Source organism: Ectopseudomonas toyotomiensis (genome assembly GCF_900115695.1).
GTDB classification, from domain to species: Bacteria; Pseudomonadota; Gammaproteobacteria; order Pseudomonadales; family Pseudomonadaceae; genus Aquipseudomonas; species Aquipseudomonas toyotomiensis.
Map to the genome: position 1 here is coordinate 109446 of NZ_FOXK01000014.1, position 23043 is coordinate 132488.

The following is a 23043-nucleotide window of genomic DNA, read 5'->3' on the forward strand; positions in this document are numbered from 1 at the left end:
CTTCCTCGAATAGCTTTTTGGTTATAAATAAATCATTATTTATTCTTTTTATTTCGATTGGTTCCTGAGCATAGTGAGCGCCACGCAAGCTACTGCCAAGGAGCACGATCATGACCATCCGTCTGGGCGACATCGCCCCTGACTTCGAACAGGATTCCAGCGAAGGCCGCATTCGATTCCACGAGTGGCTGGGCGACAGCTGGGGCATCCTCTTCTCCCACCCGGCTGACTTCACGCCGGTGTGCACCACCGAACTGGGCTTCACCGCCAAGCTCAAGGATGAGTTCGCCAAGCGTGGCGTCAAGGCCATCGCCCTGTCGGTCGACCCGGTGGATTCGCACATCAAGTGGATCGACGACATCAACGAGACGCAGAACACCGCGGTCAACTTCCCGATCATCGCTGATGCCGACCGCAAGGTGTCCGACCTCTACGACCTGATCCACCCCAACGCCAACGACACCCTGACCGTGCGTTCGCTGTTCGTCATCGACCCGAACAAGAAGGTGCGCCTGACCATCACCTATCCGGCCAGCACCGGGCGCAACTTCCACGAGATCCTGCGCGTGGTCGACTCGCTGCAACTGACCGACAACTACAAGGTCGCCACCCCGGCCAACTGGCAGGACGGTGAAGAGGTGGTGATCGTGCCGTCGCTGAAGGATGAAACCGAGATCGCCCAGCGCTTCCCCAAGGGCTACCGCGCCGTGAAGCCCTATCTGCGTCTGACGCCACAGCCCAACAAGTAAGGATCGAGCATGCATGTCGTATTGCTCTCCGGCAGCCCTGCGGCGCGTTCGCGCACCGAGCTGCTGCTGGATTACGTACGCCAGCGCCTGGAGGCGCAGCAGGTGGAAGTGAGCCTGCTGCGGGTGCGTGATTTTGCCGCCGAGGATCTGTTGCATGCGCGCTTCGACAGCCCGGCTGTCCGCCAGCTGCAGGCCGTGGTGGCCAGCGCCGATGGCCTGGTGGTCGGCACGCCGGTGTACAAGGCATCGTTCACCGGCGCGCTGAAGGTGCTGCTGGACCTGCTGCCCGAGCGTGCCCTGGCGCACAAGGTAGTGCTGCCCCTGGCCAGTGGTGGCAGCCCGGCGCACCTGCTGGCGGTGGACTACGCCCTCAAGCCGGTGCTGGCCGCGCTGAAGGCGCAGGAAATGCTCTCCGGCGTGTTCGCCGTGGACAAGCAGATCGCCTACCCGGAAGGGGACAGACCCGCGCAGATTGACGACGAGCTGCGCGAACGCCTCGACGAGGCACTGGAACAACTGGGCGCAGCCCTGGCGCGACGGCCGAGGCCGATCGACCCGAACCTGCTCAATGACCGGCTGGTGAACGCCCGCTGGAGTATCTGACACGGGCTTTGCCCGACTGTAAGCCCCGTAATACCCCGCCTTACTCGCCCGCCAACGGGCAAGCAGGTAGCCAACCAAGACATCACCGCAAAGGGAGAGCGCCATGCGCACCATTACTTTGCGTCGAAGCCTGGTCGCCCTGTTTGCCGCGGCCATTTCTTTCGGCGCCATCACTCACGCTCAAGCCGAGACATTGCGTATCGGTTATCAGAAATACGGCACCCTGGTACTGCTGAAGGCCAAGGGCACCCTGGAAAAACGCCTGGCCGAGCAGGGCGTGGAGGTCAAGTGGACGGAGTTCCCGGGCGGCCCGCAGTTGCTCGAAGGCCTCAACGTCGGCTCCGTGGACTTCGGCGTTACCGGGGAAACTCCGCCGGTCTTCGCTCAGGCGGCTGGCGCCGACCTGCTCTACGTTGCCCATGAGCCGCCAGCGCCAAGTGGTGAGGCGATCCTCGTGCCGAAAGACTCGCCGATCAAATCGGTGGCCGAGCTCAAAGGCAAGAAGGTCGTCCTGAACAAGGGTTCCAACGTCCACTACCTGCTGGTGCGCGCGCTGGAAGATGCTGGCCTCAAGTACGGCGACATCACCCCGGTCTACCTGCCGCCGGCCGATGCCCGCGCCGCTTTCGAGCGAGGCAGCGTCGATGCCTGGGTGATCTGGGATCCGTTCCAGTCCGCCGCCGAGAAACAACTGCAGGCCCGCACCCTGCGTGATGGCACTGGCCTGGTCGACAACCACCAGTTCTACCTGGCAACCCGCACCTATGCCGAGCAGCACCCGCAGGTGATCGGCACGCTGGTCGAGGAAATTCGCGGTGTTGGTGAGTGGGTCAAGGGCAACCTCGACGAAGCCACCAGTCAGGTCGCGCCGCTGATCGGCCTGTCCCCGGAGATCACCCGTCAGGCCGTCGAGCGCCAGGGTTACGGCGCGCAGTTCATCAGCCCGGAGGTGGTCGCGGCGCAGCAGAAGATCGCCGACACCTTTACCGAGCTGAAGCTGATCCCCAAGCAGCTGACCATCAAGGATGTGATCTGGACACCGCCGGCCAAGGTGGCCCAGGCCCAGTAGTTCCCAGGCCCGGATGTGTCCGGGCCATGCCGACGATTTCCTGCAAGGAGACAACTCCATGAGCCTCAATATCTTCTGGTTCCTGCCTACCCATGGCGATGGCAAGTACCTGGGCACCGCTGAAGGTGCGCGCGCCGTCGACCACGGCTACCTGGCGCAGATTGCCCAGGCGGCTGATCGCCTCGGTTTCGGCGGCGTGCTGATTCCAACAGGACGTTCCTGCGAGGATTCCTGGCTGGTGGCCGCTTCGCTGATCCCGGTCACGCAAAACCTGAAGTTCCTGGTCGCGCTGCGTCCGGGGATCATTTCGCCGACCGTGGCCGCGCGCCAGGCGGCGACCCTGGATCGCCTGTCCAACGGCCGTGCGCTGTTCAACCTGGTGACCGGCGGCGACCCGGACGAGCTGGCCGGCGATGGCCTGCATCTATCCCATGCCGAACGCTACGAGGCGTCCGTCGAATTCACCCGTATCTGGCGCCGTGTGCTGGAAGGCGAAACTGTCGACTACGACGGCAAGCACATCCAGGTGAAGGGCGCCAAGCTGCTCTACCCGCCGATCCAGCAGCCGCGTCCGCCGTTGTATTTCGGTGGTTCATCCGATGCGGCGCAGGATCTGGCCGCCGAGCAGGTCGAGTTGTACCTGACCTGGGGCGAGCCGCCTGCTGCTGTGGCCGAGAAGATCGCTCAGGTGCGCGCGAAGGCTGCTGCGCAGGGCCGTGAAGTGCGCTTCGGCATTCGCCTGCACGTGATCGTGCGCGAGACCAATGAGGAGGCCTGGGCTGCGGCGGATCGCCTGATCAGCCACCTGGATCAGGACACCATCGACCGCGCCCAGGCCTCGCTGGCGCGCTTCGACTCGGTCGGCCAGCAGCGCATGGCCGCCTTGCACGGCGGCAAGACCGACAACCTGGAAGTGTCGCCGAACCTCTGGGCCGGTGTCGGCCTGGTGCGCGGCGGCGCCGGTACCGCCCTGGTCGGCGATGGCCCGACCGTGGCGGCGCGGGTCAGGGAGTACGCGGAGCTCGGCATCGACACCTTCATCTTCTCCGGCTACCCGCATCTGGAGGAGTCGTACCGCGTCGCCGAGCTGCTGTTCCCGCACCTGGATGTGGCCGCGCCTGCGCGTCCGGAGAGTCGCGGTTATGTCAGCCCGTTCGGCGAAATGATCTCCAGCGATATTTTGCCGAAGGCGGCTTCGGCGAGTTGAAAAGCGCCCTCTCCCCCAGCCCCTCTCCCGCAAGCGGGAGAGGGGAGCCGAACCGGACTCCGGACGAACCAGCGGCGCCGATCAGCCCCCTCTCCCATTTATGGGAGAGGGTTGGGGAGAGGGCATATGTAGCCCGGATGCAATCCGGGGGAACACAGACGCTACACAAGGTTTTCGAGGCAACCATGAGCAACACGACCCTTCACAAACTGGCCCTGCGCGCCGCGCCCTGGGCCTTGCCGCTGGGGCTGCTGGCCGCCTGGCAGCTGGCGGTGGCCAGCGGCTGGTTGTCCAGCCGCATTCTGCCGGCGCCCAGTGCGGTGCTCGCCGCCGGCTGGGCGCTGCTGGCCTCCGGCGAAATCTGGCAGCACCTGGCGATCAGCGGCCAGCGCGCCGGCATCGGCTTCGCCATCGGCGGCGGTATCGGCCTGCTGCTGGGCTTTATCACCGGCCTGTCGAAATGGGGCGAGCGCTTTCTCGACAGCTCGGTGCAGATGATCCGCAACGTGCCGCACCTGGCGCTGATCCCGCTGGTGATCCTCTGGTTCGGCATCGACGAGGCGGCCAAGGTGTTCCTGGTCGCGCTCGGCACGCTGTTCCCGATCTACCTCAACACCTACCACGGCATCCGCAACGTCGACCCGGCGTTGGTGGAGATGGCGCGCAGCTATGGCCTGTCTGGTTTCTCGCTGTTCCGTCAGGTGATTCTGCCCGGCGCGTTGCCGTCGATCCTGGTTGGCGTACGTTTCGCCCTCGGCTTTATGTGGCTGACGTTAATCGTGGCGGAGACCATCTCTGCCAGTGCCGGCATTGGCTACCTGGCGATGAACGCCCGCGAGTTCCTGCAGACCGACGTGGTGGTGCTGGCGATCCTGCTCTATGCGGTGCTCGGCAAGCTGGCCGACGTCGCAGCCAGAGGTCTTGAGCGCGTGTGGCTGCGCTGGCATCCGGCCTATCAGACCAAGGCAGGTGGCCAATGACCGCATTGCACAGCATTCGCCAGGGCGTGCCCCTTGCGATCGAGAAGATCGAGAAATCCTTCGGTGAGCGTCAAGTGCTCAAGGGCATCGACCTGCATATCCCGGCCGGCCAGTTCGTCGCCGTGGTCGGCCGCAGCGGCTGCGGCAAGAGCACCTTGCTGCGCCTGCTGGCCGGTCTGGATCAACCCACCGGCGGTCAACTGCTGGCCGGCAGCGGCTCGCTCAATGCCGTGCGCGAAGACATTCGCCTGATGTTCCAGGACTCACGCCTGCTGCCTTGGAAGCGAGTGATCGACAACGTCGGCCTGGGTCTTTCCGGCGACTGGCGCAAGCAGGCCGAGGACGCCCTGGCGGCGGTCGGCCTGGCGGATCGTGCCAATGAGTGGCCGGCGGCCCTTTCCGGCGGGCAGAAGCAGCGTGTGGCGTTGGCCCGTGCATTGATCCATCGGCCGCGCCTGCTGCTGCTCGACGAGCCGCTGGGTGCGCTGGATGCGCTGACCCGCATCGAGATGCAGCAGCTGATCGAACGCCTGTGGCAGCAGCATGGCTTCACCGTGCTGCTGGTCACCCACGACGTGGCCGAGGCGGTGGCCGTGGCGGATCGGGTAATCCTCATCGAGGACGGTCAGATCGGCCTCGACCTCGATGTGCAACTGCTGCGCCCGCGTCCGCATGGCTCGCCGCTGCTGGCTGCGTTGGAAGCGCGGGTGCTCGACCGGGTGCTGGCGCAGCCGGAATTGCCGACGCCACCGGAGCCCGTATCACCTCTGCCCACGCAATTGCGTTGGGCGCTGTGAGGCCGTAGCCCGGATGTAATCCGGGGCGGCTCAAGAATTCCCCGGATTGCATCCGGGCTACATCAGTGGACCATCAGGAGAAACACCATGACCATCAAAGCCATCAACGTGCGTAACCAGTTCAAGGGCAGCATCAAGGAGATCGTCATCGGCGACGTGCTGTCGGAAATCGATGTGCAGACTGCCGCCGGCATCGTCACGTCGGTGATCACCACCCGCTCCGTGCGCGAGCTGGAACTGCAGGTCGGCAGCGAGGTGATCGCCTTCGTCAAATCCACCGAGGTGTCCATCGCCAAGCTCTGACGCTCTCGCATGGCCCCGGCCGCAATGGCCGGGGCAAGCTGCCTTGCGCCTTTCGGTTCGCCTGGCCGGGCGACATGCCTTATCCTTGCGGCCCCACGGCCGATCAGCGTCTGCGATATCCGTTATAAGCAGATAAGAAAAAGATATTTTTCGGCTATATATCTTTTCTGCAGAATCGAGCCATCAAAACGCCTGCGTGCAGGTTTCTCTGTCGATAAGGATGCCTTAGATGCTGAAGAAGATCGTTCTGGCCACCGTGGCCAGCGCCACCCTGCTGACTGGCTCGCTGAGTCATGCCGCCGCCGATACCCCATTCCATAATGCCTCCTACGACATCGCCCGCGAGCTGTTCGGCGAGATCAACCCGCTGTTCGTCGAGCACTGGAAGCAGCAGAGCGGCAAGGAAGTGAAGATCATCCAGTCGTTCGCCGGCACCTCGCGTCAGGCGCAGGACATCATCCAGGGCAAGAAGGTCGACGTGGTGACCTTCAACCAGGTGACCGATGTGGACATCCTGGCCAAGCGCAAGCTGCTGCGCGAGGATTGGGCCGAGCAGTTCCCCAACAACAGCTCGCCGTACTACAGCACCACCGCCTTCCTGGTACGCGAAGGCAACCCGAAGAACATCAAGAGCTGGGATGACCTGATTCGCGATGACGTGAAACTGGTATTCCCTAACCCCAAGACCTCCGGCAACGCCCGCTACAGCTACCTGGGCGCCTGGCTGTTCGCCAACGAGAAGTTCAATGGCGACCAGGAGAAGGTCAAGGCTTTCGTCGGCAAGCTGCTGAAGAACGTCGAGAACTTCCCCACCGGCGGCCGTGGCGCCACCGTGGCCTTCGCCCAGAACGGCCAGGGCGACGTGCTGCTGACCTTCGAATCGGAAGTGATCAACATCGCCAAGGGTGACGAATTCAAGTCTGCCAACCTGGAAATCGTGGTGCCTGAAGTCAGCGTGCTGGCCGAATTCCCGGTAGCCATCGTAGACAAGGTGGCTGACGAGCGCGGTACCCGCGAGCAGGCCAAGGCCTTCCTCGACTTCCAGTACAGCAAGGACATCCAGCAGCTGCTGACCCGCTACAACTATCGCGTGCACAACCCGGAAGTGGTCGAGGCGACCAAGGCGCAGTTCGCTCAGGTACGCCTGATCAACCCGACCGAGGTGCTGGGCAGCTGGGACGAGATCACCGCCAAGCATTTCGACAACGGTGGTATCCTCGACCAGCTTCTTGCGACTGGGCGCTGATCGCGTCCTACGCGAGCATCGTAATGGTCCGTTGGCCGCCTTATTGGCGGCCAACTGCATTTGTAGAGCCGAGCTTTTTCGTGAGTAAACCGACGCTGTTCTTCCTGCAGACCCCGCTGCTGCCTGGTTTCGGCCTGAGCTTCGGCGTCAGTGTGCTGTACCTGTCCCTGGTGATCCTGCTGCCGCTGTCGGCGCTGCTGCTGTACGTCAGCGACATGACCTGGGCGCAGTACTGGTTCGCCATCAGCGATCCGCGCGTGGTGCAGACCTACAAGGTGACCATCTCGGCGGCGTTCTACTCGACCCTGGCGGTGCTGGTACTGGGCCTGCTGCTGGCCTGGATCATCACCCGCTACGACTTCCCCGGCCGGCGCATCGTCGATGCGCTGGTCGACCTGCCGTTCGCCCTGCCAACCTCGGTCGCCGGCCTGACCCTCGCCGCGCTGCTGGTGCCCAACGGCTGGATCGGCCAGTGGCTGGGCTTCAAGGTGGCCTACGCCTATGCCGGTATCGTGGTGGCGATGGTGTTCACCAGTATTCCCTTCGTGGTGCGTACCGTGCAGCCGGTGCTGCAGGATCTCGGCTCGGAATACGAGGAGGCCGCGCGCACCCTTGGTGCCAGCCGCGTGCAGACCTTCCGCAAGGTGATCCTGCCGACCCTGGCTCCAGCACTGGTCACCGGTGGTTCGCAGGCATTCATTCGCAGCCTCGGTGAGTTCGGCGCGGTGATCATGATCGCCGGCAACATTCCCTACCAGACGGAGGTCAGCTCGCTGATGATTTTCGTCCGTCTGCAGGAATTCAATTACCCGGCGGCGGCGGCCATTGCTTCGGTGATCCTGCTTGCCTCGCTGACTCTTCTGTTCCTCCTGCAGGTTGTGCAGGGGCGTCTGTTCGCATGGCAACGGCAAGGTCGATGAAAAAACCTCAGGATTGGCGCCAGTGGGCGCTGGTAACCCTCGGTCTGTTGGTGGTGGCGCTGATCCTGCTGGTGCCGCTGGCATTGATTTTCAGCAAGGCGCTGGCCGGCGGGCTCGACCTGCTGTGGAGCAATCTGAACGAAGACTACATGCTCCACGCCATCGGCCTGACCTTGCTGGTGGCGGTGCTCACTGTGCCGCTGAATCTGTGCTTCGGCATCTGCCTGGCCTGGTGCGTGACCCATTACGACTTTCGCGGACGCAAGCTGCTGACCACCCTGATCGACATTCCCTATGCGGTGTCACCGGTGGTCGCCGGCCTCTGTTACCTGGTGGTCTACGGTCTGGAGAGTTTCATTGGCCGCTGGTTCTACGATAACGGCATGCAACTGATGTTCGCCTGGCCGGGCATCGTCATGGTCACCGTGTTCGTCACCGCGCCCTATGTGGCGCGCATTCTGATTCCGGTGATGCAGACCCAGGGGCAGGACGAAGAAACCGCCGCCATGTGCCTGGGCGCCAGCGGCTGGCAGATCTTCCGCCGTATCAGCCTGCCGAAGATCAAGTGGGCGCTGCTGTATGGCGTGGTGGTGACCAACGCCCGTGCGGTTGGTGAGTTCGGCGCGGTGTCGGTGGTGTCCGGCAGCATCATCAACCAGACCCTGACCCTGCCGCTGTTGGTCGACCAGCTCAACAATGACTACAAGCCTGCGGCTGCCTTCACCGCCGCTGGTCTACTGGCATGCATGGCGCTGCTCACCTTGTTCCTGAAAACCTTCATGGAGTGGCGTCAGCGCCAGCTGATGCAACGCGCCGAGGCCTGATCGCCGTTATGTAGGAGTCCGCTTGCGGGCGCTCAACGTCCCTGGTTAATCGTCCGCAAGCGGGCTCCTACGATGTCTGTCGCGTTCAGTCGTCTGCGACCTGCACCTGATTGCGACCACCATGCTTGGCCGCATACAGCGCCTTGTCGGCGCGCTCGCGCAGTTGCTCGGCTTCACTGTGCACATCGGTGCCGGCGATACCGGCACTCAGGGTGCAGGAGAATTCGCCGCCATCGGCGATGAAGCGCAACTCGGCGAAGCGTTCGCGAATCTCGTCGACGATCTGCTTGGCCTGTTGCGGGGTGCAGTCCGGCAGCACCGCGAGAAACTCCTCGCCGCCATAGCGCCCCAGACTGTCGACCCGACGCAAGCGCTGGCGCAGCAGGTTGGCCAGGGCGCGGATGACGTTGTCGCCGGCGGCGTGACCATGTTCGTCGTTGACCCGTTTGAAGTGATCGATATCCAGCATCACCACACTGGCGCGGTCGCCGCTGCGTAGCGCGCGCTCCAGTTCGATCGCCACCTGCTCCTTGATATCGCCATGCTTGAGCAGGCCGGTGAGGCTGTCGCGCGCCAGGGCATTGGACAGCAGACGGGCGCGCTGAGCGCGGGAGAACACGGTGGCGACCAGGGCGTTGTCGGAAATCGGTTTGGTGACGAAGTCGTCGCCGGCCTTGATCAGCGCATTCATCTGCTTGCCGATATCGGTTTCCGCCGACAGGTAGATGATCGGGATGCGCAGCCAGTCGTCGTTGCAGCGGATGATCTGCGCCAGCTCAGGGCCAGTGCAGTCCGGCATGTTGACGTCGAGCAGCACCACCTCGGGATTGAAGTCGCGCAGGTGCTCGAAGATCTGCGCCGGGTCCTGAAGAAATTCCACCAGCATGCCGGCATCGCGCAGCACCAGGCTGTAGCGGCTGGCCAGATCGCGGTCGTCGTCGACGATCAGCACCCGGTAGGGCTCGCCGCTTTGCTGGGCGAAGCAGCGTTCCAGGCGGCTTTCCAGTTGCGGAATGTCCACCGGTTTGGCGAAGAAACCCAATGCCCCGGCCCGCACTGCCTGCAACTGGGTGGCGAAGTCATCCTGGTGGGTCAGCACCAGCAGCGGCAGGGGCACCTCAAGGCGCTGCTGCAAGCGTGCAGCGTAGTCCAGGCCGCTGCAGTCTTCGTTGGCCAGGTTGACGTCGACGATCAGCGCGTCCGGTATCTGCTGCTCCAGGGCCGCATCGAGACCGGCGATGGAGTTGAAGTGCTCGGCCTGATAGCCGAAGTTGTTCAGCGTCAGGCGCATGTTTTCGCCTACGGCTATTTCATCCTCGAGGATATAGATGAGCCGGGACTCGGTGTCTCCACGTAGCGCCTGTGGTATCTGCTGCTGCACTGCGCCGGGTGCCTCGTTGCTGGAGGTCTGGTTGCCCAGGCGTTGCAGCGCCACGATGAATTCGCCGAGTTCGTGCTGCAGACGTTGCTGGTGTTCCAGCCAGCGTTCGGCCTGTTGTTCCAGCTCCCGGGCTTGCTGGCCGAGCTGTTCGAAACCGAAGGTGCCGGCACTGCCGGCCAGGCGATGCAACTGGTCGCGTAGCGCCTGCAACAGATGCCTGCGCTGCTCGTCGCCGGCCTCGAGCAATTGTTCGCCCTGTTGCGTCAGTTGCGGCAGCTCCTGGCGCAGGCGTTCGGCGAATTGCTGGCCGAGCTGCTGCAGGCGCTCTTGCAAAGTCTGAGGAATGGCGTTGCCGTCGTGTTTATCCATGGCGTTGGCTCCAGATCTGCCGGATCTGGGCGGCGAGTTGCATGGGATCGAAGGGTTTCACGATCACGTCGAGCGCGCCCAGACTGCGGTAATGGGCCACTTCGCCGGGCTGGACCTTGGCCGTCATGAAGGCTACCGGCACCTCACCGATATCCACCAGTTCGCGCAGCCTCTCCAGCGTTTGCGGGCCGTCCATGCCGGGCATCATCACGTCGAGCAGGATGAAGTCGGGCGCGAAGCCTTGTACCTGATCGAGCGCTTCCTGGCCGCTGGCGCAGCTCAGCACCTGGAAGCCGCCGACGGCTTCCAGAGCGACCTTGGCCACGGCCTGGATCGAGGGGTCGTCCTCGACGTGAAGGATGCGCTTGAGCTCAGTCATGGCGGGTCTCCTTGGCGGGTAACAGGCGGTTGAGCATGTGCAGGAAGTGTTGTCCATCATTGCGCGATTTGGCCAGTGCCGCGCTCACCCCAGCCAATTCATGGCCATCCATCTCGCTGGCCGAGAGCACGGCCACCGGTAGTCCCGGCCGCTGGTTCTGCAGTTCGTCGAGCAGCTCCAGGCCGTTGCCGTCGGGCAGGCCGAGATCAAGCAGAACCAGATCGAAAGGCTGCTCGGCGAGCAGGCGACGCGCTTCGGCGAGGCTGTCGGCAGGAACGAATTCGGCCAGCTCACGGCCCTGTTCAGCGACCACCAGACGCAGATCGTGATCGTCCTCCACGTGTAGCACGCGTGGACTCTGCGGCAAGTGCTGCAGGGCCTGGGCGAGGCTGCCGAGCAGGCGCTGTGGGTCGATCGGCTTGCTCAGCCAGTCCAGCGCGGGCACCCCATCGAGGGCCAGGCGGCCTTCTTCGCAGGCGGCCGATACCACCAGAATCGGCAGCTCGCGATAGCGCGCGTCGGCGCGCAGTTCTTGTACCAGTTGCATGCCGTCACCGTCCGGCAGGCGCAGGTCGAGGCTGATGGCGGCGGGTATTTCCTCGCGCAGGCGGGCGCGTGCTTCATCCAGGCTGTGAGCCAGACGCACGCGATAACCGGCGTTTTCCAGCAACTGGCGCAGCAGGTTGGCGATGTCCGGTTCGTCCTCGACCACCAGCAGGCTGCGCCGGCCGTCGCTGGTCGCGGGCAGGGCGGCTTCGGCCAGCGTGGGCAGCTCGAACCAGAAGCAGGCGCCCTGGCCCTCTACCGAGTCGAAGCCGATATGCCCGCCCATGCGTTCGATCAGCTCCTTGCTGATCGCCAGGCCCAGGCCGGTGCCGCCCTTGCTGCGGCTGTCACTGGCGTCGGCCTGGGAGAACTTGCTGAAGATGCGCTGGCGAAATTCGGCGGCGATACCTGGGCCCTGGTCGCTGACCTCGACGCGCACGCGCGCGCCACGGCCTTCGGCGCGCAGACACACCTCGGCGCCGGGCGGTGAGTACTTCACGGCGTTGGAGATGAAGTTGGCCAGCACCTGTTGCAGACGCATGGCGTCGACCCGTACGCGGGCCGGCACGCAGTCGAGCAGGCGCAGCTTGACCTGGTGGCGGTCGGCATAGGCCTGGTTGCTGTCCAGTGCTTCCTGGAGCTGGGCGGCAAGCGTGTAGGGTTGCAGGTCGAACTGCATCTTGCCGGCCTCCAGCTTGTCCATGTCCAGCAGATCGTTGATCAGGTGGCTAAGGCGCTGGCTGTTGGCCTGGGCGATGCCCAGCATGGTGCGCATGCTTTCCGGTACCGTGCCCAGTGCGCCGCCATTGATCAGTCCCAGGGAGCCGGCGATGGCGGTCAGCGGGGTGCGCAACTCGTGGCTGACGGTGGAGACGAACTCGCTCTTGAGGCGCTCGATACGCTTGGCCTCGCTCTGGTCCATGGTGGTGCCGGTGATGCGCAGCGGGTAGCCTTTGTCGTCACGCTGGATGTAACCGCGCAGCAGCACCGGCAATTCGCTGCCGTCGACACGTAGCAGGCGACAGTCGATGGTGAAGTTGCTGGCGCCTGCGGACAGCGCCTGTTTCAGACGGGCGCGCGTTGCGGGCAGATCGTCCGGGTGCACCAGGTTTTCCCAGGCCCAGGGGTCATCGGCAAAACCCGGCGGGCCCTGCTCCGGATAGCCGAGCATCTGCCAGCCGTGGGCCGAGGCGAAGAAGCTGCCGGCCTTGACGTCGATGTCCCACCAACCGTCATTGCCGCCCTTGAGCGCCAGTGCAAGGCGCTCTTCGCTGCGGTGCAGCTGTTCGGTGATGCGCTCGGCCAGCTGTTGTATCTGCTCGCGGCGCAGGCTCAGGCTGCTGATCAGAAAGAACAGCAACAGGCTGATGCAGACGCCCAACGCCAGCAGTGAGCCCTCGCCGCGGTGGGCGGCGTCGAGAAAACCTGGGGCGTAGTGAAAATTCAGGTACCAGCGCTGGCCGAACAGTTCCAGCTCTCGTTGGGTGTCGGCAGGCGTATCGATGGCGTTGTCAGCGCTGCTGTAAAGCAGGTCGGCGGCGGCCATATCGGGGCCGGCGTAGAGCTCGAACTCCAGGTCGCGTTGGCGTGCACCGAGGATGCCGTGCATCAGGTCGTGCGCGCGGTAGGGGCTGTAGGCAAAGCCGCGCAGCGCGGCCAGGCGCTGCTCGGGAGTGTCCAGCGGTTGGTCGTTCCGGTACACCGGGGTGTACAGCAACAGTCCCGGTTGGACCTTGCCGTGGGTTTCCTGCACCAGCGTGACGCGGCCGGAGAGACGGCTCTGGCCGCTGCGTGCGGCGCTGAGCATGGCGGCCTGGCGCACGGGTTCGGACAGCATGTCGAAGCCGAATGCGGCCAGGTTGCGTCCGGCGAAAGGCTCGATATAGCGGATGGCGCTGTACTGCGTGCGCTCGCCAAGCGGGCGCACGCGGAAGTTGGGGTAGCCCTCGGCACGCATCTCGGTTTCGAAGGCGTGCAGCTTTTCGGTGGGCAATACCTGGCTGAACCCCAGGCCCTGGATGCCCGGGTAGCGTTCTTCCAGGTTCAGACGACGTGCGTAGGTGCGCCAGTCGTCGCGACTGACCGCTTCGCTGGCATCGAGCAGGGCGGCGGCGCCGAGCAGGATGCTTTCCTGGTTATGCATGCGCTGGATGATGGCCTCGCTGATTTCGTCGGCAAGGAGCCCGAGCTGGCGTGAGGCGGACGCGCTCTGACTCTGGCGCAAGCTGTCCCAGGCCAGCAGCGTCGTGCCGAGCGCCAGTGCCAGCACGCCCCAGGCCAGCAGATTGTTGCGGCTGAACAGCTGCCCGAGCAGTTGCAGGCGCAGCGTGATGTTGTCGCTCATGGCTGCACCCCGACTTGCGGCAGATCCAGCCAGAAGGTGCTGCCTTGTCCCTCCACGGAGTCGAAGCCGATACGTCCACCCATGTGTTCGATGATCTCCTTGCTGATCGCCAGGCCCAGGCCTGTGCCGCCCTGGCGGCGGGTGTCGCCGGCATCGGCCTGGGCAAATTTGCTGAAGATGCGTGGCTTGAAGTCCGACGCGATGCCCTGGCCCTGGTCACGTACGCTGATGCGTACCCAGCCGTCCGTGGGCACGGCTGCCAGCTCCACGCTCTGTCCGGCGGCGGAAAACTTGGCGGCATTGGCCAGCAGGTTAGCCAGCACCTGCTCCAGGCGCTGGGCATCGGCGCTTACCTGGCAGTCGATGCCCGGCATTAGCAGCAGTTGCACCCGGTGGTGTTCGGCATAGGGCTGGTTGCTGCGCAGCGCCTGCTCCAGCAGCGGGCGCAGGGCCAGCGGCTGCAGATCGAAGCGCATCTTGCCGGCGACCAGCTTGTCGATGTCCAGCAGGTCGTCGATCAGCTTGCGCAGGCGCTGGCTGTTGCTCTGGGCGATTTCCAGCATCTGCTGCATCTGCTCCGGCACTGCGCCCAGGGCGCCGCCGTTGATCAGGCCGAGTGAGCCGGCGATGGCGGTCAGCGGCGTGCGCAGTTCATGGCTGACGGTGGAGACGAACTCGTTCTGCAATTGCTCGCCGCGCTTGCGTTCGCTGATATCGCTGATGAAGCCGTGCCAGAGCGTTTCGCCGCCAGGCAGGCGCTGCGGTGCGGCACGCCCCTCGACCCAGAGCGGACCGTGCAGCGGATGCAGGACACGGTATTCCTGATGCCAGGTGCTCAGGTTTGCTGCCGAGCGGGCGATGGCGGCGTGCACCTGTGGCGCGTCATCCGGATGCAGGCGGGCGAGGAGTGGGCCGGCATCCTCGCTGACTTCTTCAGGCGTGCAGCCGTAAACGTCGCGGATACCGGCGCTGGCATAGGGGAAGCAACTGCTGCCATCGGCGCGCAGCAGATACTGGTAGACCATGCCCGGCAGCTGTGCGGCGATGCGCTGCAGGCGCAGGCGTGCCTCTTCGCGCTGGCTGAGATCGTTGGCCACCAGCAGGTAGCCTTGGAGCGGCTGGCCTTCAGCGCGGATCGGCGAGAGATTCAGGCGCACCGGCAGGTGCTGTCCGTTGCGTGCGCGCAGCTGCCCCTCGGTGCTCTGCGGCCCGCTGCTGCAGGCAATGCACAGGCGCTCGTACTGGCCTGGCTCGAGCAGCAGCTGCGGCAGGTACTTGTTCTCCAGCTCAGCGGGCGAATAGCCCAGTAGCTGCTGCGCTTCGTGGTTGCTGCGCAGTACACGGCCCTGTGGGTCAAGCACCAGCACTGCGCTGCCGGCGTTGTCCAGCATGGCCTGGTGCATGGCGCTCTGTTCGGCCTGGCGACGCGCCTGCAGGCGCAGCTCGAACAACTCGGCGGTCAGTTGTGCCAGGTGCTGCAACTGAGCGCGTTGGTGGTTGTCGAGGTGGCGCGGCTGGCGGTCGATCACGCACAGGGTGCCGAGCGCCAGGCCCCGGCCGTCGTGCAGCGGCATGCCGGCGTAGAAGCGGATGTGCGGGTCGGAAGTGACCAGCGGGTTGTCGCGAAAACGGGCGTCATCCAGGGCATTGTCCACTTCCAGTGGCGCGTCGGCAGCCACCGCATGGGCGCAGAAGGCCAGCTCGCGTGCGGTTTGCTCGGCATCCAGGCCAACCCGGCTCTTGAACCACTGGCGCTGGGCATCGACCAGCGAAATCAGGGCGATAGGGGTGTCGCAGATCTGCGCTGCCAGCGCGGTGATGTGGTCGAACATCGCTTCGGCCGGGCTGTCGAGTAGTTCCAGAGCGTGCAGGGCGGCCAGGCGTTCCTGCTCGTTGGCGGGGATCGGGGCTTGGCTCATGACGCGTTCCCTGTGATCGGTAGTTCGAACCAGAAGGTAGCACCTTGGCCTGGGGACGAGTCGAAGCCGATATGGCCGCCCATGCGTTCGATGATTTCCTTGCAGATGGCCAGCCCGAGCCCGGTGCCGCCCTGTTGCCGGGTGTCACCGGAGTCGGCCTGGGAGAACTTGCTGAAGATGCGCGGTTTGAAGGCTTCCGGTATGCCGGGACCGCTGTCCGACACGCTGACGCGCAGGACCTCGCCGCAATGCTGCAGACGCACCTCGACGCTGGCGCCCACTGGCGAGAACTTGGCGGCGTTGGACAGCAGGTTGGCCATTACCTGGGCCAGGCGCTGGGCGTCGACCCGCACCTGGGCATCGCCCTCGACCTGCAGGCGCAACGCCACCTGGTGCTGCTCGGCATAGGGCTGGTTGTGCAGCAGCGCCTGTTCCAGCAGTGGCTGCAGTGTACGTGCCTGCAGGTCGAAATGCATCTTGCCGGCCACCAGTTTATCCATGTCCAGCAGGTCGTTGATCAGGGCGCTGAGACGCTGGCTGTTGCTATGGGCGATGCTCAGCATCTGGCGCATGCTCTCCGGTACGGTGCCGAGGGCGCCGCCGTTGATCAGGCCGAGCGAACCGGCGATGGCGGTGAGCGGGGTGCGCAGCTCGTGGCTGACGGTGGATACGAATTCGTTCTTCATCTGTTCGGTGCGCTTGCGCTCGGCGATGTCGCGGATCACCGCGATAAAGCGGCGCTGCCCCTGGTGGCTGATCTGCGACACCGCCAACTCCATGGCGAAGCGCTCGCCGCTCTGGCGCAGGCCCTCCAGCTCGCGGACCTTGCCCACTACCCATGCTTCGCCGGTGCGCAGGTAGCGTTGGATGTAGCCGTCATGGGCATCGCGGTAGGGGGAGGGCATCAGCATGCTGACGTTGCGCCCGGCCACTTCGCTTTGCCTGTAGCCGAATATCGCTTCGGCCGCATGGTTGAAGGTCTCGATACGGCCCTGCTCATCGATGGTGACGATGGCGTCGACCACGTTGTCGAGCAGGGTGCGCAGGTAGTGCTCGCGCTCACGCACCGCGCGCTCGGCAGCGACGCGGTCGCTGAAGTCCTGGATCTGCGAGACGAAATGCACGGGCCGCCCCTCGCCGTCACGCACCAGCGACACGCTGAGCAGTACCCAGAGCGTGCGTCCCTGCTTGTCCAGGTAGCGTTTCTCCATCTGATAGGCGTTGATCCGCCCGGCCAGCAGATCGGCGACGTTCTGCCGATCGGCATCGAGATCGTCCGGATGGGTGACCTGCTGGTAGGTGCAGGCCAGCAGCTCCTCGCGTTCGTAGCCGAGCATGCGGCACAGCTCGTCGTTGGCCTCCAGCCAGCGGCCGTCGGGGCCGACCAGGGCCATGCCCTGTGGTGCGGTATTGAAGGCATTGAGAAAACGTTGCTGGCTCAGGCGCAGTTCGTCCTCCATGGCCTGGCGCTCGCTGATGTCCCAGATGAAGCCGTCGATCCACAGCAGCCTGCCGTGGCTGTCGTATTCGCCACGGCCCTTCTCGCGCACCCAGACGTTATGGCCATCGGCATGGCGCAGGCGGTAGGTGAGCTCGAAGCTTTCCTGGCGTTCGATAGCTTCGCCGGCGCGGTAGGTGATGGCCAGGTCGTCGGGGTGCACGATGCTGGAAAAGCTGCGCACCTGGTTGTCGATGAAGTCGCTGGCTGGATAGCCGCTGAGGTTGGCAATTTCATCGCTGACATAGCGCATGCTCCAGTCGGCGTCGTTGGCGCAGCGATACACCACGCCAGGCAGGTTGGCCACCAGGCCGCGGAAGCGGCTCTCGCTCTTCTGCAAGGCGCGGGTGGCCTGTTGCAACTCGCTGATATCGCTGGCGATGCCGAGAAAACCGGTGATCTGCCCGTTCTCGTCGAACATGGCGCTGACCGTGAGGTTGACCTGGCGCAGGCTGCCGTCCTTGTGGCGGTAGGTCCACTGGCGGGTTTCCGGGTCGCCGCCGCGGGCGTTGTGTACGAAGACTTCGAAGCCTTGAATAGGCTGACCTGCCGTCTCGCTCAGCTCGGCGGCGCGGGTCTGGATTTCGTCCGCGAGATGAAACATCGCCGGAGTCTGGTGTCCGATCATCTCCTCGGCGCTGAATCCTAGCAGGCGTTCGGCGCCGGAATTGAACAGGCTGATGGTGCCGCTGGTATCGGTGGCGATGATCGATACCCCGGTGGCCGAGTCCAGCACCGCTTGCAGATAGGCGCGTGCCGCGCGCACGGCGCGTTCCTGCTGCTGGCGTTCCAGAATGGCGCCAACCCAGCGGGCGAACAAGCCGAGGAAGTCACGGTCGGCGTCATCGAATGGTTGCCTGCGTCGCTCGGGGTTGGCGAAGGCCAGGGTACCGAAAGGCTTGCCGCCCACGCGCACGGCGGTGCCGATATAGCTTTCCAGGGCGAATTGGCGATAACAGGGGTGGCGCCTGTGCGGCGAGTTGGCCATATGGGGGATGGCCAGTACATCGTTCTGCTGCAAGGCCAGGCTGCAATAGGTGTCACCCAGTTCGAACTGCTGGCCGTCGGCGAGGGCGCCGTCGGGAGATACCTGCACCAGCACCTGGTACTGCTCGCCTTCGATACGGCTGATGATGCCCAGCGGCATGCCGAAATGTTCCGCGCCCAGGCGCAGCGCCTGGCGCAGTTGCTCGGTGCGGCTCAGGTTGGGCAGCGCGGCGATTTCGTTGAGCGCACGCAGCGCCGCCTGCTGGCGCTGCATCAGGCGCTGCGTGCTGCGCCGGGTGCTGCGTAGCAGAACCAGCAGCAGGGCCTCGGCGCCGCACCAGGCGAGCAGCCATTTGATCACCAGCCAGCGCTTGTCGCTGCGGTGCAGGTTGAACTGATCGCTGACGTCGTGCCAGATCAGTGCGACCGCCAGAGGCGCTGCGCTGGGGTCGTGACGTTGCCGGTAGCTGCTCAGTGCCACCTGATTGACCAGATAATGGCGTTCGCCATCGTCCAGCAGGCGCACGCTATCGCCCTCGCTCGGGGCGGGCAGTCGCTGTTGCTGTTGCCAGGCCAGGACCTGGGGCCGCGAATGATCCATCAACTGCCAGCGCTGGGCATCGCCGGCCAGGCCGCGAAGTTCTTCGCCGCTGTCCGAACTCAGCAGCAGGTCTTCGCGCAGCAGCAGGGCCACACCGCTGTCGAACTCACGGTCCAGTTGGGCGAGATCCTCGAGCACGCCCATGGCCACTTCGATGGCGCCGACCTGTTGGGGCCCGTTGTTGCCTTCGGCCAGCAACGGGGCGATGGCGCGCATGCCGACGCTGCCGCGGGTCAGGCCCAGACCGGCCTGGCTCCTGGCGCTGCGCAGCGCTTCCAGCACCATCGGGCGCCAGCCAATCTGCAGATCGCCAAAGTGCTCGGGTTCGTGCACGCGCAGCAGCACCTTCACGTCTGGCGCCAGGTGCACGTACAGCCGAAACGGCTGGTGCGCTTGCAGGCTGCGCCAGCGCGGCGCCAGGCGGGTGTAGAGCTGGCTGCGGATGCTGGCCAGGCTTTGTAGATCGCTCGCCGGCAGGGCGTGAGCCTGGCGCACCAACTCTGTCACCCAGGCGTCGGCAGCGATGGCTTCCGCCAGCAGTTGCGTGCGTTCCTGCAGCCCATGCTGGGTGCTGTTCAGGGCCATGCGCTGGATGTCTGCCTGTTTGCTGATCTGCAGTTGCCAGAGCGCTTCGCGCTCGTTCAGCGCCTGGCGCCCGAGAAAGGCGAAGAACAGCGCCAGGCACAGGCTGCCACCGATGACTATCCAGCGGCCGGCGTCCCGGCCACTGGCGTTGAATTGACCGAACCAGCGATTACCCAGCCTCGGTTTACCCATTCGTCGCGCCTCAGCTGAGCCCGGCCAGGCGGCGCAGGCGTTGTACTTCCTGGCTGTCGGCGCTCTGCAGTTCGGCGCTGGCAAGGCGCATGAGAATGGGCTCGCGGCGCGTGTTGCCGGGAGCCAGGCCGTAACAGGCGCCGATCAGTTCACGTAGCCCGATGGGCAAACGCCAATCTGCCTTGAGGCGGCTGGCCAGTTCGCCGCTGTATTGGCGCAGCGCTTGTTGCACTTGTTCCTCGCTCAACGGCAGACCGCGGTTGCGCCAGATCTGCGCCTGTTGCAGCACGGCCAGCTCGCCCATGCGTTGCAGCAGGGCGGCGCTGTGCAGGGGTGTCGGGTCCAGCTGGCAGGCTTTGGCCAGTGCATCGACCCTGTGCTGCAGGTACAACTGCGCCTGTAGCAGGTTCTGGCCCAGGGTTCTCAGGTCGGCGTCCTGCAGGCTGGCTGCCGGGCGTAGCGCCAGGCCCTGAATCAGATTCAGGGCGGTGGCCGAGCCCAGTCGGCGCACGGCATCGGGCAGGCTGACGCAAGGCTGTCCGGTGCTGTTGTAGAGGCTGCTGTTGGCCGCAGCGATCAGTCGCGCCTGTACGGCTGGGTCCTGCTGCCAGTGTTCGCCGAGTTGCTCCAAGGTGCTGGGTGCTGCCGTGGTGTCGCGCAGTTGCTGAAAGAGTTCGTCGCGCAGTGGCAGATCGATCTCCTCGTCGGGCAAGGCACCGAGATGGTGAAGAAAGTCCTCGTCGTTGGCTGCCGCCACGTGAGGTCCATCATCTTCGGGTAACAGGCTGCGCAGGCAGTCCAGAACCTTGGGCACCTGGAAGGGTTTGCTGATAAAGGCGTTGATGCCCAGGGGGCGCACCTCGAGCACGCTGTTGCGATCGGCGCGCGCGGTGATCATCACCAGCGCCACGTCACGGTCCTGGCTGCGTACCGCCTGCAATAGAAGAGTGCCGCTGCCGTCCGGCAGGTTCCAGTCGGCGATCACCAGTTGCGCCGGTTCGCGCTGCCAGGCCGAGATGGCGTCTGCCACGCGCACCTGGCAGTCGACGCGAGCACCGGGGCGCAGGCTCAGTACGATCTGCTTGAGCAGATCGGCGATCCAGGGATCGTCTTCGAGAATCAGCACGCGCATGTTCAGCTCCTGGTGCTGGACTGACTATCCTTCGCTTCGCTCAGTGCAGTGGCGTCGACGGCTCTGGCTACAGGTTGCGGACGGCCGAAGTGGTAGCCCTGGCCATAATTGCAGCCTAGCTCGCGCAGAAAGGCGGCTTGAGCGGGTTGTTCGATACCTTCGGCGAGAACCTTGAGGCCCAGGCTCTTGCCCAGGGCGATCACTGCGCGGGCGATGGCGGCATCCTCCGGGTCGTCAGGCAGGCCGCGCACGAAGCTCTGGTCGAGCTTGAGCTTGTCCACTGGTAGACGCTTGAGGCGCGCCAGGGAACTGTAGCCGGTGCCGAAGTCGTCAATGGCCAGGCGCACGCCCAGGGCGCGCAGGCTGATGAGCAGTTTCTGCGCTGCATCCGGGTCTTCCATGATCGCGCTTTCGGTAACTTCCAGCTCCAGCTGCTCGGGCGGCAGGCCTGTTTCTGCCAGTACCTGTGCCACTTTCATATCGAGTTCGCCGCGGCTGAACAGGCGGCTGGAGACGTTCACCGCAACGAAACTCAGCCCACAACCTTCGGCGTTCCAGCGCACCATCTGGCGGCAGGCCTGTTCCAGTACCCAGGTATCGATGGCGCCGATCATGCCGTTGTCTTCGGCAATCGGAATGAATTCGCCAGGAGCAATCAGCCCACGTTGCGGGTGCTGCCAGCGCACCAGTGCCTCCATGCCCACCTGGCTACCGTCACCCAGGTCATGCAGCGGCTGGTAGTAGACGCGCAGCTCATGGTTGTCCAGGGCATGGCGCAGGCTGCTGGCCAGTTCCACGCGTTGGCGGGCGTAGTCAGTCAGCTCCTGCACATAGAAGGCGTAGCCCTCGCGGCCGCTGCTCTTGGCCTTGAACAGCGCTGAGTCGGCGTTGCGCAGGATCTGTTCGACGCTATCGGCGTCTTCGGGGAACAGGCTGATGCCGATGCTGGCGCCGATGTAGAGCTCGTGGTCGTCGAGGCGAAAGAACGTTTCCAGGCTGCGCAGCAGGCGTTGTGCAAGCTCGGCTGCCTGAGCAGCGTCGGCGCAGTTTTCGCTGAGCAGACCGAACTCATCGCCGCCCAGCCGGGCCAGCGTGCAGCCACTGGGCAGGCCCTGCTGCAGGCGCTCACCGACACCCTTGAGCAGCAGGTCGCCGACGTTGTGGCCGAGGCTCTCGTTGATGTGCTTGAAATGGTCCAGGTCGATCAGCAGCACTGCGCCGCGCAGTTCCTCGATCTTGCTGCGCTCCAGTGCATGGGCGACGCGCTCGGTGAACAGCAGGCGATTGGGCAGGTTGCTCAGCGGGTCGTGGTGGGCCAGGTAATCCAGCTCACGCTGCGAACGCTTGAGCGCAGTGATGTCGGAGAACACCGCCACGTAATGGCTGACGCGCCCCTGCTCGTCGTGGATGACGCGGATGCATTGCCATTGCGGGTAGATTTCGCCGCTTTTGCGCCGGTTCCACACTTCACCGCTCCAGGCGCCACGGTTCTGCAGGGCGTGCCATAGGCTCTGGTAGAAGGCGGTGTCATGGCGGCCGGATTTGAGCAGGTTGGGGTGCTGGCCGAGGATTTCCTCGCTGCTGTAACCGGTGATGCGGCTGAAGGCAGGGTTGACGTGCACGATGCTTTGCTCGGCATCGGTAACCAGTACCCCTTCCTGGGTGGCATCGAACACCGCTGCGGCCTGGCGCAGGCTGTCGTCGATGGCGCGTTGCTGGGTGATGTCGCTGGCGATGCCGATGAAGCGCTGCGGTTGGCCGTTTTCGTCACGCAGCAGGCGGCCGCGCGAGTGAATCCAGCGATAGCTGCCATCGGCATGGCGCAGGCGATAGATGTTTTCGTAGTGCTGTTCGCTCAGCTCGGCGTTGAGTGCATGCAGCGCGCGCTCCATGTCATCCGGATGCAGGCGCGCGGCCCAGTCTTCGCGGGTATCGCCCAGGGTTTGCGGAGTGAGGCCGAGGAGCCTGGCGTAACCTTCGGAGAAGAACACGCGGCGTCTGGACACGTCCCAGTCCCACAGGCCATCGCGCGTGGCATCCAGCGCCAGGCGCAGACGCTCCTCGTTACTGGCCAGTTCCAGGCGTGCACGTCGATACTGCAGGGCATGGCGGTGCAGCACCAGATAGAGCAGCGAACTGGTGAGCGCGACGAAGAACAGACCCTTGAGAGACTGCACGCGCTCCTGCTGCGCCACGGACAGGCCCAGGGCGGTCAACAGATGGTCGCTGAGAAGTATCCACAGAGCGGCGAGCAGGAGGTAGCCCAGGGTCAGGCGCAAGGCGGCGATGTCGATACGCATGGGCAAGCGGCAGCGCTCCCTGTAAATGCTGGCCAGTATAGATGCTTCGCTGCTGAAACATTCTCATCTAAAAGACCAACTGGTTTTCTGGCATGGGTCAGGGATAATGTGA

General features: G+C 64.6%; 17 protein-coding genes. 10 read left to right on the forward strand and 7 right to left on the reverse strand.

Annotation, left to right across the window (positions count from 1 at the left end; genetic code table 11):
- Positions 1-110: 110 nt before the first annotated feature.
- From BM186_RS23870 to cysW, 10 genes are all read left to right on the forward strand, one after another.
- On the forward strand, positions 111-749 hold the full coding sequence (locus BM186_RS23870; protein WP_074918842.1) for a peroxiredoxin: 639 nt from the start codon (positions 111-113) through the stop codon (positions 747-749).
- 9 nt (positions 750-758) lie between these two features.
- A complete protein-coding gene (gene ssuE, locus BM186_RS23875) occupies positions 759-1352 on the forward strand; it encodes an NADPH-dependent FMN reductase (RefSeq protein ID WP_074918844.1) in 594 nt (197 codons plus the stop codon).
- Between the two features lie 103 nt (positions 1353-1455).
- On the forward strand, positions 1456-2421 hold the full coding sequence (locus tag BM186_RS23880) for a sulfonate ABC transporter substrate-binding protein (protein ID WP_074918846.1): 966 nt from the start codon (positions 1456-1458) through the stop codon (positions 2419-2421).
- A gap of 58 nt (positions 2422-2479) precedes the next feature.
- Positions 2480-3628, forward strand: a complete 1149-nt coding sequence (gene ssuD / locus BM186_RS23885) for an FMNH2-dependent alkanesulfonate monooxygenase (RefSeq protein WP_074918848.1) — start codon at positions 2480-2482, stop codon at positions 3626-3628.
- 185 nt (positions 3629-3813) lie between these two features.
- Positions 3814-4608, forward strand: a complete 795-nt coding sequence (gene ssuC / locus BM186_RS23890) for an aliphatic sulfonate ABC transporter permease SsuC (RefSeq protein ID WP_074918850.1) — start codon at positions 3814-3816, stop codon at positions 4606-4608.
- Positions 4605-5405: an aliphatic sulfonates ABC transporter ATP-binding protein gene (gene ssuB, locus BM186_RS23895; protein WP_074918852.1), complete on the forward strand. Its 801-nt coding sequence runs from the start codon at positions 4605-4607 to the stop codon at positions 5403-5405. The genes ssuC and ssuB overlap by 4 nt, the downstream gene beginning before the upstream one ends.
- 87 nt (positions 5406-5492) lie before the next feature.
- Positions 5493-5708 (forward strand): TOBE domain-containing protein, encoded by a 216-nt coding sequence (locus BM186_RS23900; protein WP_003242436.1) that lies wholly within the window; start codon positions 5493-5495, stop codon positions 5706-5708.
- A gap of 229 nt (positions 5709-5937) precedes the next feature.
- Positions 5938-6954, forward strand: coding sequence for a thiosulfate ABC transporter substrate-binding protein CysP (gene cysP, locus BM186_RS23905; protein WP_074918854.1), 1017 nt, complete (start codon positions 5938-5940; stop codon positions 6952-6954).
- An 80-nt stretch (positions 6955-7034) separates the two neighbouring features.
- Entirely contained in the window at positions 7035-7874 is an 840-nt protein-coding gene (cysT, locus tag BM186_RS23910; protein WP_021490648.1) for a sulfate ABC transporter permease subunit CysT, read from the forward strand.
- Positions 7871-8698, forward strand: a complete 828-nt coding sequence (gene cysW / locus BM186_RS23915) for a sulfate ABC transporter permease subunit CysW (RefSeq protein WP_072426234.1) — start codon at positions 7871-7873, stop codon at positions 8696-8698. Before cysT ends, cysW begins: the two co-directional genes overlap by 4 nt.
- A gap of 85 nt (positions 8699-8783) precedes the next feature.
- Here cysW and BM186_RS23920 read toward each other — a convergent pair whose 3' ends face one another.
- The 7 genes from BM186_RS23920 to BM186_RS23950 are packed head-to-tail and all read right to left on the reverse strand — an operon-like array spanning position 8784 to position 22931.
- A complete protein-coding gene (locus BM186_RS23920) occupies positions 8784-10448 on the reverse strand; it encodes a diguanylate cyclase (protein ID WP_074918856.1) in 1665 nt (554 codons plus the stop codon).
- The gene (locus tag BM186_RS23925) at positions 10441-10827 is read right to left on the reverse strand and encodes a response regulator (protein ID WP_021490645.1); all 387 of its coding nucleotides are present in this window, start codon (positions 10825-10827) and stop codon (positions 10441-10443) included. The genes BM186_RS23920 and BM186_RS23925 overlap by 8 nt, the downstream gene beginning before the upstream one ends.
- Entirely contained in the window at positions 10820-13717 is a 2898-nt protein-coding gene (locus BM186_RS23930) for a CHASE domain-containing protein (RefSeq protein ID WP_074918858.1), read from the reverse strand. Before BM186_RS23930 ends, BM186_RS23925 begins: the two co-directional genes overlap by 8 nt.
- Positions 13714-15636 carry an ATP-binding protein gene (locus BM186_RS23935; protein WP_074918860.1) on the reverse strand — a complete coding sequence of 641 codons (1923 nt, stop codon included), beginning with the start codon at positions 15634-15636 and terminating at the stop codon, positions 13714-13716. The genes BM186_RS23930 and BM186_RS23935 overlap by 4 nt, the downstream gene beginning before the upstream one ends.
- Positions 15633-19499: a PAS domain S-box protein gene (locus BM186_RS27040; protein ID WP_074918862.1), complete on the reverse strand. Its 3867-nt coding sequence runs from the start codon at positions 19497-19499 to the stop codon at positions 15633-15635. The genes BM186_RS23935 and BM186_RS27040 overlap by 4 nt, the downstream gene beginning before the upstream one ends.
- A 10-nt stretch (positions 19500-19509) precedes the next feature.
- Positions 19510-20631 (reverse strand): HDOD domain-containing protein, encoded by a 1122-nt coding sequence (locus BM186_RS23945; RefSeq protein ID WP_074918864.1) that lies wholly within the window; start codon positions 20629-20631, stop codon positions 19510-19512.
- Between the two features lie 2 nt (positions 20632-20633).
- Positions 20634-22931, reverse strand: a complete 2298-nt coding sequence (locus BM186_RS23950; RefSeq protein ID WP_074918866.1) for a putative bifunctional diguanylate cyclase/phosphodiesterase — start codon at positions 22929-22931, stop codon at positions 20634-20636.
- Between the last annotated feature and the right edge of the window lie 112 nt (positions 22932-23043).

Excerpts from the sequence above, each read along its gene's own strand:
- cysW (WP_072426234.1), top strand. The coding sequence starts at position 7,871 with ATGAAAAAACCTCAGGATTGGCGCCAGTGGGCGCTGGTAACCCTCGGT.
- BM186_RS23880 (WP_074918846.1), top strand. The coding sequence starts at position 1,456 with ATGCGCACCATTACTTTGCGTCGAAGCCTGGTCGCCCTGTTTGCCGCG.
- ssuB (WP_074918852.1), top strand. The coding sequence starts at position 4,605 with ATGACCGCATTGCACAGCATTCGCCAGGGCGTGCCCCTTGCGATCGAG.
- BM186_RS23920 (WP_074918856.1), bottom strand. The coding sequence starts at position 10,448 with ATGGATAAACACGACGGCAACGCCATTCCTCAGACTTTGCAAGAGCGC.
- BM186_RS23900 (WP_003242436.1), top strand. The coding sequence starts at position 5,493 with ATGACCATCAAAGCCATCAACGTGCGTAACCAGTTCAAGGGCAGCATC.
- BM186_RS23930 (WP_074918858.1), bottom strand. The coding sequence starts at position 13,717 with ATGAGCGACAACATCACGCTGCGCCTGCAACTGCTCGGGCAGCTGTTC.
- BM186_RS23935 (WP_074918860.1), bottom strand. The coding sequence starts at position 15,636 with ATGAGCCAAGCCCCGATCCCCGCCAACGAGCAGGAACGCCTGGCCGCC.
- BM186_RS23945 (WP_074918864.1), bottom strand. The coding sequence starts at position 20,631 with ATGCGCGTGCTGATTCTCGAAGACGATCCCTGGATCGCCGATCTGCTC.
- cysP (WP_074918854.1), top strand. The coding sequence starts at position 5,938 with ATGCTGAAGAAGATCGTTCTGGCCACCGTGGCCAGCGCCACCCTGCTG.
- ssuD (WP_074918848.1), top strand. The coding sequence starts at position 2,480 with ATGAGCCTCAATATCTTCTGGTTCCTGCCTACCCATGGCGATGGCAAG.
- ssuC (WP_074918850.1), top strand. The coding sequence starts at position 3,814 with ATGAGCAACACGACCCTTCACAAACTGGCCCTGCGCGCCGCGCCCTGG.
- BM186_RS27040 (WP_074918862.1), bottom strand. The coding sequence starts at position 19,499 with ATGGGTAAACCGAGGCTGGGTAATCGCTGGTTCGGTCAATTCAACGCC.
- BM186_RS23870 (WP_074918842.1), top strand. The coding sequence starts at position 111 with ATGACCATCCGTCTGGGCGACATCGCCCCTGACTTCGAACAGGATTCC.
- ssuE (WP_074918844.1), top strand. The coding sequence starts at position 759 with ATGCATGTCGTATTGCTCTCCGGCAGCCCTGCGGCGCGTTCGCGCACC.
- BM186_RS23925 (WP_021490645.1), bottom strand. The coding sequence starts at position 10,827 with ATGACTGAGCTCAAGCGCATCCTTCACGTCGAGGACGACCCCTCGATC.
- BM186_RS23950 (WP_074918866.1), bottom strand. The coding sequence starts at position 22,931 with ATGCGTATCGACATCGCCGCCTTGCGCCTGACCCTGGGCTACCTCCTG.